General features: G+C 57.6%; 9 protein-coding genes. 3 read left to right on the top strand and 6 right to left on the bottom strand.

Translation table 11 applies throughout. From position 1 onward, the window contains the following. Positions 1-62: 62 nt before the first annotated feature. Together ACFPLB_RS09035 and rpsU are read right to left on the bottom strand one after the other, a co-directional pair. Positions 63-1,214 carry a DUF2333 family protein gene (locus ACFPLB_RS09035; protein ID WP_378229025.1) on the bottom strand — a complete coding sequence of 384 codons (1,152 nt, stop codon included), beginning with the start codon at positions 1,212-1,214 and terminating at the stop codon, positions 63-65. A gap of 434 nt (positions 1,215-1,648) precedes the next feature. Continuing rightward, a complete protein-coding gene (gene rpsU, locus ACFPLB_RS09030; RefSeq protein ID WP_378229024.1) occupies positions 1,649-1,912 on the bottom strand; it encodes a 30S ribosomal protein S21 in 264 nt (87 codons plus the stop codon). Positions 1,913-2,264: 352 nt separating this feature from the next. Here rpsU and ACFPLB_RS09025 point away from each other — a divergent pair, with 352 nt between their 5' ends. The 3 genes from ACFPLB_RS09025 to choV all read left to right on the top strand — a co-directional run bounded on the left by ACFPLB_RS09025 (position 2,265) and on the right by choV (position 5,339). After that, positions 2,265-3,209, top strand: coding sequence for a choline ABC transporter substrate-binding protein (locus ACFPLB_RS09025; RefSeq protein WP_378229023.1), 945 nt, complete (start codon positions 2,265-2,267; stop codon positions 3,207-3,209). A 97-nt stretch (positions 3,210-3,306) separates the two neighbouring features. Next, positions 3,307-4,161 carry a choline ABC transporter permease subunit gene (gene choW / locus ACFPLB_RS09020; RefSeq protein ID WP_378229022.1) on the top strand — a complete coding sequence of 285 codons (855 nt, stop codon included), beginning with the start codon at positions 3,307-3,309 and terminating at the stop codon, positions 4,159-4,161. Further along, positions 4,158-5,339, top strand: a complete 1,182-nt coding sequence (choV, locus tag ACFPLB_RS09015) for a choline ABC transporter ATP-binding protein (protein WP_378229021.1) — start codon at positions 4,158-4,160, stop codon at positions 5,337-5,339. The genes choW and choV overlap by 4 nt, the downstream gene beginning before the upstream one ends. A gap of 11 nt (positions 5,340-5,350) precedes the next feature. On the opposite strand, the gene ACFPLB_RS09010 is transcribed toward choV, so the two are convergent. The 4 genes from ACFPLB_RS09010 to ACFPLB_RS08995 are packed head-to-tail and all read right to left on the bottom strand — an operon-like array spanning position 5,351 to position 12,228. After that, positions 5,351-7,435: a hypothetical protein gene (locus ACFPLB_RS09010; protein WP_378229020.1), complete on the bottom strand. Its 2,085-nt coding sequence runs from the start codon at positions 7,433-7,435 to the stop codon at positions 5,351-5,353. Between the two features lie 4 nt (positions 7,436-7,439). Further along, positions 7,440-10,277, bottom strand: a complete 2,838-nt coding sequence (locus tag ACFPLB_RS09005) for a DUF4159 domain-containing protein (RefSeq protein WP_378229019.1) — start codon at positions 10,275-10,277, stop codon at positions 7,440-7,442. After that, a complete protein-coding gene (locus ACFPLB_RS09000; RefSeq protein WP_378229018.1) occupies positions 10,274-11,212 on the bottom strand; it encodes a DUF58 domain-containing protein in 939 nt (312 codons plus the stop codon). The genes ACFPLB_RS09005 and ACFPLB_RS09000 overlap by 4 nt, the downstream gene beginning before the upstream one ends. After that, the gene (locus ACFPLB_RS08995) at positions 11,212-12,228 is read right to left on the bottom strand and encodes an AAA family ATPase (RefSeq protein ID WP_378229017.1); all 1,017 of its coding nucleotides are present in this window, start codon (positions 12,226-12,228) and stop codon (positions 11,212-11,214) included. The genes ACFPLB_RS09000 and ACFPLB_RS08995 overlap by 1 nt, the downstream gene beginning before the upstream one ends. Between the last annotated feature and the right edge of the window lie 58 nt (positions 12,229-12,286).

Genomic DNA, 12,286 nt, shown 5'->3' with positions numbered 1-12,286 from the left:
CCAAAACAGGCGCGAACTAAACAAAAAGCGACACGCTTTCAGTCTGTTGGGCTGCGCGTATCCTATCGGTCTAAAACAGAGCGCAATTCGACAAGATTAGAGCGCACCTGTAGCAGATTAAAGCCCATGGTCGCCAGATGTGACGGGAAGAGCGCACTGGATTCATTGCCGTTGGAAACGATCCAGGGCTGTACATTGAGCGAGGCGCGCAATTGCTGTTCCATCCGCGCCCATAATGTCGTCAGGTTGCGTTCGGCAATCACTGTGGAAAAATCACTGCGGGCGGCAACCAGAAGGCCATAATAGGCGTAAAGCTGGCCATAGGCGAACCAGAAACGATCATCGGCGCGCGTGTCGAAGAGCGCTGCATCCGAGACTTCGATGCGCTGGCGCAATATGTCGGACGTGGAGCCGATATCACTGGTGATACGGTCGAGAAACTGCAACAGATTGTCGGCGCGGGCATCAAAGGTGGCCTGACATTTTTCCAGGGCACTGTTGAAATTGTTGAGATTGGTGATGGCTTCACGATAGAGGCTGGGAGCCGGGCGGGTCGGTCCGCGCCAGCCGATATACCAGGCTGTTTCATTCCAGGCGAGATTGGTGCGCGCGCTTTGAAGGTTCTGATCAATCTGTGAGGTGCCGCGCACACGACCAAGTGTATCAACCAGTTCGGTTGTGGTGCGCCGCAATGCATTGTTGATGCCAAGCTGAAAAGCGGCCTTGTTGTCAAAGAACGACGTGTTTTTCCATTCCATGCCAAACAGGCCGAGCTTCGACAAAAACATGGAGGAAATCCACGCATTCCGGTTGACATTGAAATCAATCAGATCGGCCGCAATGGTGGTGATGGCTGAGGGCTTGCAGGCAGGGGCGGACTGATTTGCGATGGTGGTTGAAGCGCCGCCATTGGAGGTCACAGGGGAGGTCACAGGCTCCCCGGCTGGAATGGCGTCTGTTTGCACCTGTATCAGGGCTGCCGGGTAATCAGGATCAAAGCCGGTCCAGAACTGTGTGACATAGAAAAAATAGCCATAAAGAGCGATGAAAGCCGCCAGAAATATGCCAACACCCATTTTCAGGTAAAGCCCGCGTTTGCGATACCAGTGCCCGGCCTGTTTGAACGGCCACAAGAGGATGCCGATGACAAAGCCGATGCCGCGCCCGATCCAGCGGAATATCTGGCTTGTGAAACTGACATTCGGGTCGAGCATATATGGTTCTTTCGTGGCTCGGCTATTATGCCCCAAGGTTGCACATTAAGCATTCCCTTAGAGCGCCGTACGTCCTGCCGGACGCACAAAGGACGCTCTAACTCTTTGAATGAGCATCAGAATTATCCAAAAACCGATTCCATTTTTTGGTCCGATGCTCTAGCTTATGAAATATGCGGTTTTGGGCCACTTCACAATATGGATATATCTATTGCAACTCACGGATAATCTGAACGCTCAAAAAGAAACCGCCCGCCCGCAGGTAGCGTGACAGGCGGTTCAGGCATGATCTTGTCCGAAAAACTGCAGTTTTTTTCAGACAAGATCATGTGCAAAAAAATCTCAACCATATTTGTGCGACGCCAGACATACCCCGTCTGTACTCACAATATGCTCTGGTTCAATTCATATTCTGTGGCAGAATGCGGGGAGCCTCAGGAGGCAGGTGCTGCTGCCGGGCGAGCCTGTGGACGCGGCTTCTTTGCCGGGCCGGCAATCAGACCTTCGCGAACGGCGAGCTTGCGGGCCGCCTTGCGCGTCCGGCGCACTGCTTCAGCCTTTTCACGGCCACGGCGCTCGGATGGTTTTTCATAGGCGCGGCGCGCCTTCATTTCACGGAAAACGCCTTCGCGTTGTAATTTCTTTTTAAGAACCCGGAGGGCCTGATCAACATTATTATCACGAACGAGTACTTGCAATGAATTTCCTTCTTTCTGTAGGCTCTGAAGATAGCGGGATTTGAAGCGGTTCAGCTCAAAATGCAGCAAAACGTCCCCGCGCATTATCCTTATATAGGACAAGATTACGATTTGTGCACGTTTCCACCGCTTTTTTGTTGGAAAAATTAAAATATGGCGCGGCCCGGCACTGCCAGATTTTCTCCGGATGGCGCGGGAACATGCCGCTGCAGAGCAAAATGCGGCGTTGATGGCATCGTGTTACCGGTTGAAAGAAAATGAGAATAATGTTTGGCTAAAAACAATGATCGACAAATCAGGGCGCGCAATGCGCGCGACAAAACAGGCCCACAAGCCAGAATGGGAGAAAATAATGTCAAATCTGAAATCGCTTGCGCTTGCGCTCGCCTTGTCGGTGGCGGCCAGCGGTGCTGCCTATGCTGCCGAGCCTGACAGTTGCAAAATCGTACGGTTTGCCGATGTCGGCTGGACGGACATTACCGCAACTACTGCCACGGCATCCGTCATTCTTGAGGCTCTGGGCTATCAGCCCGATACGCAGGTGCTTTCGGTGCCGGTCACTTATGCCTCTCTGGCCAGCAATGATATTGATGTTTTCCTCGGCAACTGGATGCCGACCATGGAGGCCGACATCAGGCCCTATCAGGAAAAGGGCACGGTCGAGACGGTGGTGACCAATCTGGAAGGGGCAAAATACACGCTGGCGGTGCCGAGCTATACTTATGATGCCGGTCTGAAAAGTTTTCAGGATATTGCAGCCTTCAAGGACAAGCTCGGCAACAAGATCTATGGCATCGAGGCTGGCAATGACGGCAATCGTGTTGTTTTGGACATGATTGCGGCCAACCAGTTCGACACTGGCGGTTTTGAACTGGTGGAAAGCTCTGAAGCGGGGATGCTGGCTGCGGTGCAAAAGGCTGTCGGCTCCAAGCAGGATATCGTGTTCCTTGGCTGGGAGCCGCATCCGATGAACGCCAATATCGACATGAAATATCTTGAAGGGGGCGATGATGTGTTTGGCCCCGATTACGGCGGCGCGACCGTTTTGACCAATGTGCGTGCCGGCTACACGCAAGACTGCCCGAATATGGGCGCATTTTTGAAAAACCTCACCTTCTCGCTGCAGATGGAAAACGAGATCATGGGGGCTATTCTCAATGACAATGTGCAGCCTGAGGCCGCCGCCATCGCATGGCTGAAAGCCAATCCTGACGCCATTACACCCTGGCTGCAAGGTGTGACGACCTTTGATGGTGGCGATGCTGCTGCTTCGGTAAAGTCGTCGCTCGGCCTTTGAGGGAAAGGCCAGCCTTCGTGTGAGCAATCCGGCAATGGCTGTGTGAGCCGCCATTGCCAGTGCCAGTGCTACAAAAATTCAAGAACAAGGGAATGGCATGGATCCGGTCTCGGCGTTGATCGCCAGCTTCAAGATACCTGTCGGTCAGTGGGGCCGGTCATTTTTTATGTTCCTCACCGAGCATTTTGAATGGTTCTTTGACGCCATCGCCGATGGGGTGGCATGGGGCCTGCAAAATCTGATCGACATGCTCTTGTGGTTGCCGCCCATGGTGGTGGTCTTGCTGATCGCAGCCCTTGCCTGGTGGTTGCAGCGCTCCTGGAAGTTGGCGCTGGCTGTGGCCATCGGCCTTGCCTTCATCATCAATCAGGGCATGTGGAAGGATACGGTTGAGACGCTGGTGCTTGTCGTGGGCGCAACTGCCGCTTCCATGGCAATCGGGGTTCCGATCGGCATCTGGGCGGCGCATAATGAGCGTGGCTATCGCTTTCTCCAGCCGATCCTCGACCTGATGCAGACCATGCCGACCTTTGTCTATCTTATTCCGGTCCTGATCCTGTTTGGTCTTGGCATTGCGCCGGGCCTTATTGTAACCGTCATCTTTGCCTCACCGGCCCCCATTCGCCTGACCTATCTGGGCATTACCTCGGTGCCGAAGCCGATGCTGGAGGCGGGCGAGGCTTTCGGGGCCACGAAACGCCAGCTTCTGTGGAAGGTGGAACTGCCGGCGGCCATGCCCACCATCATGGCGGGCCTGACCCAGTGCATCATGCTGTCATTGTCCATGGTGGTGATTGCGGCCTTGATCGGGGCCAACGGCCTTGGCAAGCCGGTGGTGCGGGCGCTCAATTCGGTCAACATCCCGCTTGGCCTTGAAGCGGGCCTTGCCATCGTCATTATCGCCATCATTCTCGACCGCATGAGCCGGGTTCGCACGGGAGCCACCCGATGAGTGTTGCTGTAGAATTTCGCGATGTCGATATTATTTTCGGCAAGGAAAGGGCGCGCGCCCTTGAAATGCTGGATCAGGGGGCTTCGCGAGAGGAGATTTTAGCCGCGACCGGAGCCGTTCTGGGCTGCGCAGGTGCAAGCCTGACTGTCAGGCAGGGCGATATATCGGTGTTGATGGGGCTTTCCGGCTCTGGAAAATCCACCTTGCTGCGCGCCGTCAACCGGCTCAATGTGGTCAGTCGCGGCAGTGTCATGGTCCATGATGGCGACCAGATGGTCGATGTCGTCAATTGTGATGCGGCCACGCTGCGGCGTCTGCGCCAGAAGCAGGTGGCGATGGTGTTTCAGCAATTTGGTCTGCTGCCCTGGCGCACGGTGGAAGAAAATGTCGGCTTTGGGCTGGAGCTTGCCGGAGTGCCGGAAGCTGAACGGCGTGAGCGTGTTGAAAATCAACTCAAGCTGGTCGGGCTGGACCAATGGGCAACCAAATATGCGCATGAGCTTTCGGGTGGAATGCAGCAAAGGGTCGGGCTGGCGCGCGCCTTTGCCACAGAGGCGCCGATTCTGCTCATGGACGAGCCGTTTTCAGCGCTTGATCCGCTGATCCGCACCAAATTGCAGGATGAACTGCTTCAGCTTCAGGCCAAGCTGAAAAAGACCATTGTTTTTGTTTCCCATGATCTTGAAGAGGCGCTGAAGATCGGCACTTCCATCACCATGATGGAAGGCGGACATATTGTGCAGACCGGCACGCCGGAAGATATCGTGCTGCAACCGGCCAATGATTATGTGCGCGACTTCATCGCCAATGTGAACCCGCTCTCGGTGTTGACGGCGTGGAATGTGATGCGCCTGAAGCATGAGTTGAAACAGGATGCGGATGGCTGGGTGTGGCTGGATCGCCGCGAAACCACGCGCTTCAGGCTGGATCATAATAATCTGGTGATTGCAGCCGAGCGCAATGGCCAGCCAGCCGACTGGGTATCTTGCGTTAATGTGGAAAATCTGCCCGAAGGTGGAGCGCAGGTGTTCTGGGCCACGCCCGAAACCTCGTTGAAAACTGTGATGGTGGCCATGCAACGTTCGCAGACAGCCCCTGTTGCACTGTTTGATGACCAGTCACGTTTTGTCGGCTCGATCGGCATTCGCGATGTGCTCAAGGCCGTATTGAAGAAGTAGCGCTTCCTCCTTTAGCGCCCTTCGCGATACCACATGCCGCCCAGCGTCAGCAGCAACAGGCCAAGGCCGAAAAAACCGCCAAACAGCGGCACATGGTTGACCGATTTTAAAACACTGTCTTGCGTATTGCGCAGCCCGATCCAGTCCTTGCCGGAGGCTTCGGAAGCCCCGGACAAGGCGCGTACTGGCACCACCGAAGGCAGGTTGATTGTGGCTGGATCAGACCCCGACAGACGGTGCACGCTTCCGCCCACCGCCTCTGCGGCAGGTTTGAGTGTATCGGCAGTGGAGACAATACCGGCAAATTCTGCGGCATTGACCGGCCCGACATGGGCAAGTGTTGATAATTTGCCATTGGCAATCTGATAAAGGCCGATCTCATCGGTCTCTGTTGTACCGGTAAAAATACCGGGCCCGGATTGCGCAAGCTGGACCTGCATTACCTTGCCGGAGGGCAGGGTGACTTCAGCCGGGCCAGGATCATCGCTCATGCTCTGGCGGCGTATGTCAAGCGCCATGCCGCGCCCGTCGGCGGTCAGCCGTTCTTCCTCCAGTTCTGGCTCTTTCATCAGCCAATGCGCCAGCCGCCGGTAAAGCTGCACATGCGGGCCGCCGCCCTCATAGCCACGCGCCCACAGCCAGCCCTGATCGGACAACAACATGCCAACGCGGCCTTCGCCCTTGTGCTCAAGCAGCAGCAAGGGCTGTTCATCGGCCCCCTTCATCACCACTTCGCCTTGCGGGTTTTCGACCCTGACAGTGCGAAACCAGCGGCCCCATTGCGGTGGCTCGACTTGAGAACCTTCCAGCGCGCGCGTTACCGGATGACGCTGGCCAAGATCGGTCAGGCGCGGATAAAAGGCCTCCTCAATCACCTCGCCGGTCGGCATGGCTGGCAGGGCGCTCATCAGCGGCGTGTTGGCAATGGTGCTGTAACCGGCATATTCGGGACCGGCTGCAACCAGCAGCGCCCCGCCTTTTTCCACATATTCGGCGATATAATCGTAATAAAGCAGCGGCAGCACATCACGGTGCTGGTAGCGATCAAAGATGATGAGGTCGAATTCATCAATTTTTTCCACGAACAATTCGCGGGTAGGAAAAGCAATCAGCGACAATTCATAAATGGGCGTTTCATCCTGCTTTTCAGGGGGGCGCAAAATGGTGAAGTGGACAAGATCCACCGAAGCGTCGGATTTTAAAAGATTGCGCCAGGTGCGCTCGCCTGAATGCGGTTCGCCCGAGACCAGCAGCACACGCAGATTTTCACGAATGCCATCGACCAGTGCAATGGTGGTGTTGTTGATGTCGGTTAGTTCATCTTCCCCAGCGGGAATGGACAGTTCGACAATGTTGCGCCCGGTATTGGGCACCAGGATGTCAAGCTGCATGTCCTCATCGGTCACGGCGTGTTGTGTGCCGACAGTTTCGCCATTGACCGTGATGGTTACATCAAGCACAGTTTGCGGCTCACCTTTTGCAGTCACCTTGTAGGTCATTTCCAGCGGCTTGCCGACAAGGCCAAAGCGCGGGGCTTTTTCAAAGTGGATGCGGCGGTCCTTTTCGCCTTCATGGCCGGTAATCAGCGCATGAAGGGGCGCATTAAAATCGGGATGTGTGGCGGGTATGTCATGCACCTGTCCGTCGGTGATCATGATTGCCCCGGCAATGCGGGAGTTGGGCACATCACGAAAGGCGCTTTGCAGGGCGGCAAACAGCCGTGTTTCGGTTTTTTCGTCAGTGGCGGCGCCTCGCCCGGCCTCGACCACGCGCACATCGAACTGCTCAAAGCGGGCAAGGCGCTCCTTCATGCCCAAAATAGCGGCGTCAGTCTGTTGTTCACGGGCGCCGATTGACTGGCTCTGGCTGCGGTCAACCACAAGGGCGACAACACTTTGCAAAGGCTCGCGCTCTTCTTTGAGTAAAACGGGATTGAGAAGGGCTCCGGCAAGCGCTGCAAAGGCTGCCAGCCGCAAAACCGCACCGCGCTGGCGCGCCCACAGACCGATCAACGCCAGAAGGCCAGACAGAACCAGCAAGGCCGCCAGAAGGGGCAGGCCAAGCAGCGGTTCAAAGGAAAGGGACCAGTTGTTCATGTTTCTACTGCCCCAGCCGTTCCAGCAGAACCGGCACATGCACTTGGTCGGATTTATAATTGCCGGTCAGCATATACATCATGATGTTGACGCCGCTGCGTAAGGCATAGGTTCGTTGCATTGGATCGGGGGGCACGGTTGGCAATAGTGGCGCACCATTGGCGTCAATGGCCCATGCGCCAGCCAAATCATTGGCGGTAATCAGAATTGGCGAGACGCCATCGCCGGTGCGTACCGGCCGGTCATCGGCATTGGAGGCGTCAAGCGAGGCTTCCACCCATAGCGGGCTGCCGTTAAAGCGACCGGGAAATTCCGGCAGCATATAAAAGGATTTGGTCAGCACATGGTCGGCTGGCACCGGCTCCAGCGGCGGTATGTTGAGATTGTCCAAAATATCGCGCAGGCGCTGGGTGGCGGGACTGGCTGCCCCTTGCCCAAAGCCGCTGGAATATTGGTCGCGCGTGTCAAACAGCACCGTTCCGCCCTGACGCATATAAGCGTCGATACGAGCAATGGCCTCATTGCCGGGCACAGGCGAAGCCGGATCAATCGGCCAATAGATCAGCGGATAAAACGCCAGTTCATCTGTGGCAATATCAATACCTGCCGGTTCGCCCGGTTCGAGCGCCGTTTTATCGAGCAGGAAGCGGTTGAGACCCTGCAAACCGGCGTGGCTGACGGCATCAAGGCTGGAAATGCCGGTAATCACATAGGCAATGCGGGTGGTGGAAACCGCATCAATGGACATGGCGTCATCGGGTTTGCGGTCATCGGCAAAGGCGGTGCTGCCCAGCAGCACAGGCAGGATAAACAGAGCCAGCAGAGTGGCGGTCGTGGCACCATAACGCATGGCGCGCATCCGGCGACTCAGCACAGAATTCATTGCAAACATGATCAGCGTATCAAGCGCAATCAGGATAAGGGCAATCGTAAGAAACGGCCCTTTGAGCAGGCTGGACGGATCAAAATCATAAGCAATATCGCTCATCGGAATCTGTGCTTGCGGGCGCTGGAGGGGGGCAAGCGTGCTGGCGGGCGATAACAGATTATGCGCCAGAACACCGGCTTGCGAGCCGTAAAGGCCGGGCGGATTTTCCAGCGTCACAACATTATCAGCGCCAGGCTCCAGCGGGCGTGCTTCGGGAGAGGGGGGAGCCAGAGAGCCGTCCGCGGCAATCATCCGGTAGGGGGCAAGGGCTGCAAGTGTCGTCTCGTCTGCCATATCCACAGTGCCCTGATTGCGCGAAAGCAGCACAATGCGTTGCAGCATTTCGACAAAACTGCCGGAAATCGGCAGGTTGGACCATGTGGCAGTCGGCGCAATGTGGAACAGGGCAATGGTGCCCTTGCCGCGCTTTTTACCCGTGACCAGCGGGGTGCCATCGGCAAGGCTGGCCCAGCTACGCTCCATGATATCGGGTGAGGGTTCAGCCAGAACCTGCCGGGTGACGGTGATGTCGCGGGGGGTATCAAGTCCGGCAAAGGGACCGGAGGCGGGAAATTCAGCAACGGGCTGTGGCGTTGTCCATGACAAGGCCCCGCCGAAACTGCGCTCACCACTGCGCAGCCGCACCGGCAGCAGATCATCTTCAGTGCCGGAACCGGTTTCTGTACTGGCATTGGCGCTGGCAAGCCTTGGACCGGCAAAGCGCACCAGCGTGCCGCCCCCCTCGACCCATTCGGCAAGTTTCTGGCGGGCCTGTTCGGGAATGGCTGCCACATCGGACATGATGAGCATGGCCGGTTTCTGGTCGAGAATCTGGGGAATGGCTTGTGCCAGATCAGGATTGGAAGGCTCGATCAGATCGGCAAAGGGCGAAAGAGCCCGGTGGATATAGTAAAGCGGTGACAGCAGCGGCTGTGCCTGATCGGCCTCGGCCTGCGAGATCAGCCCGATGCGGCGGCGTTTTGCGCTTTCATCCAGGACCCGCACAGCACCTGCATGATGTTCGCCATCCAGCGCCAGAAAGGCAAAATCATTACGCAGTTCAAAGGGCACTGCCATGGTTGCGTCTGTTTGTGTTTCGCCCGCGTCAAAATTCAGCGTGGCATCTGCAATGCGGCGGCCCTTGTCGTCAAAGGCGCCGGCACTGAGCCGGGCAGGAGCCATATTGCTGCTGGCGCGGATAGCGGTCAGCAAAAAGCCGTCTATTCTGTTTTCTGAAGCGGTCAGGGCAATGGGGGTCATGCGCTCAGGCGCTGCCCAGACAAGATTTGCCGCACCGTTTTTCAGCAATTCCTCAAACGCCTCATCATCGCCCGCTGCTGCCAGCCCGTCGCTTAAAATGGCAAGGCTGGCGTCGGGCATCAAAGCCAATGTTTCACTAACACGCGCATAGATGGCTGGCCGGTCGGTGGGGACCGGGCGTGGTGTGGCAGCGCGCAGCCGGTCAAGGGCTGTGCTGGCGTCAAAGGGGCCCATATCGGCATCGGGTTTTTCTGCGGTGAAGGCAATCACCACCGGCAGGTCGGTGGAATCTGCAATCAGAAGCCGGGCCGTGGCCATGCGTTTGTCCCAGTCGGGGGCAGAGGCCCAGCCATTATCGATGACCAGCACCAGCCCTGTGCCGCTGACGGGTGTTTTTTCGCGTGGGTTCCACACCGGATCGGCCAGCGCCATGATGACAAGTGCGGCAATCAACAAGCGCAGCAATGTCAGCCACCATGGGCTTTGCTGTGGTGTTTCTTCGCGTTTGAGGACACGGGCAAGGATTTTCAGGGGTGGAAATGGTTCTGTGCGTGGTCTGGGCGGGGTCAGCCGCAGCAGCCACCAGATCGCCGGGAGCGCTAAAAGCCCGAGCAGAACCATTGGCGCGCCAAAGGAAAGAGGTAGCCAGCTCATGCCCGCGCCTCCCCAGATCGTGCCTGTACGCCCATTGTGCTTGCAGCGGTTGCCGTCAGCGCTTCATGCAGGCGCACCAGTGCTTCTGAGGCCGGTCTGTCGGTATGGTTGAGCGTAAAACTCCAGCCGCGGCGTCTGGCAAAACTTGCCAGTTCCTCACGCCGCGCCAGATAAAGCTGCCGGTAGTCACGAGCCAGAATTTCAGCACGCCCGGCGGTCAGCCGCTCGCCGGTTTCCGGATCGGTAAATTCGATACGGCCAGAATAGGGAAAACTTTCTTCTGCCGGATCGGCCACTTCAATGAGATGGGCACGGGCGCCCTTGCTGGCGAGTTTTTCAAGCCATGCAAGTGTTTCTTCTGGCGGGTCTAAAAAATCGCCGATCAGCACCACGTCGCTGAAGCGGTGAATGGTGGACAGGTCAAGGCGGGGAGCCGGGTCGGTTACATGCGCCAGGCGTGAGGCGAGGCGCTCGGCGCCATTGCGGTCGCTGAAGGGATCGGTCAGGCCCGGCCAGCCGATACGTTCACCGCTGCGTGATAAAAGCTCGGCTGTGGCCAGCGCCAGAACCAATGCACGGGCCTGCTTGGAGGTGGTGGCAAGGGTTGATTTGTAAAGCATGGAGGCGGACATATCCGCCCATAGCCACACGGTGTGTGCGGCTTCCCATTCCCGGTCACGTATATAGGTGTGATCGTCGCGGGCCGAGCGACGCCAGTCAATGCGGCTGACGGGCTCGCCTTCGGTATAGGGCCTGAACTGCCAGAAATTTTCGCCAATACCGCGTCGGCGGCGGCCATGCCAGCCAGAGATCATGGTGTTGGTGATGCGGCGCGCCTCAACCAGCAGGTCGGGAATGAGGGCGGCATGCTGGCGCGCCCGGGCCAGCGCCTCATGCGTTTTAGCTGCTGTCTGAAGTTCGCCTGTCTGGGCCATCAGACCGCCTTTGCAAGCCTCGCCACGACATCGCGCACGCTCACGCCCTCGGCGCGGGCAGCAAAAGTCAGCGCCATGCGGTGCTGGAGAACGGGTTCGGCCAGCGCTTTGACGTCATCGATGGACGGCGCAAGCCGCCCGTCATAAAGCGCACGGGCACGAGCGCACAACATCAATGCCTGACTGGCGCGCGGACCCGGCCCCCAGGCCACATCACGGTCAGTTTCAGCCACGTCCTGTCCGGGACGAGCCGAGCGCACCAGCTTCAAAATGGCCTCGACCACGCTTTCAGGCACCGGTATGCGGCGAATGAGGGTCTGGATCTCCTTCAGGCGCTCCGGCCCGATGAGGCTGGTGGCATGGGTCTGGCTGGTGCCGGTTGTTTCTAAAAGAATGCGCCGTTCGGCCTCAAGATCGGGATAGAGAATGTCGATCTGCATCAGGAAGCGGTCAAGCTGGGCTTCGGGTAGCGGGTAGGTACCTTCCTGTTCCAGCGGATTTTGTGTGGCCAGCACATGAAAAGGGGTGGGAAGATCATGGCGCTGACCGGCGACCGTGATGTGATATTCCTGCATGGCCTGCAGCAGGGCCGACTGGGTGCGTGGCGAGGCGCGGTTGATTTCATCGGCCATCAGCAATTGTGCAAAGATCGGGCCGGGGATGAAGCGGAAGGAGCGGCGGCCCGTGTCATCCTGCTCCATCACCTCCGAGCCCAATATGTCGGAGGGCATCAGGTCGGGCGTAAACTGGATGCGGCTTGCATCCAGCCCAAGCACGGTGCCCAATGTTTCCACCAGCCGGGTTTTGGCTAGTCCCGGCACGCCGACCAGCAGCGCATGTCCACCGGCCAGAATGGCCACCAATGTGCGTTCAACTACGCTTTCCTGACCGAAGATGACCTTGCCGATGCCTTCGCGTATATGCAAAATATCGGTCAGTGCCTGCTCGGCTTGTCCGATCATGTCTTTTTCGCTGACCGGGCTTTGGGCAGCAACCCCGCTCATGGGGACGCTCATGGGAATGCTCATGGGGTCCTGGTCCTTTATTCCGGCGTGCTGGGCAGTTTTCCGCCAT

Origin of the sequence: Aquamicrobium segne, from assembly GCF_042656785.1 — a bacterium.
Lineage (GTDB): Bacteria > Pseudomonadota > Alphaproteobacteria > Rhizobiales > Rhizobiaceae > Mesorhizobium > Mesorhizobium segne.
This window is presented reverse-complemented; position numbering and strand designations above follow the sequence as displayed.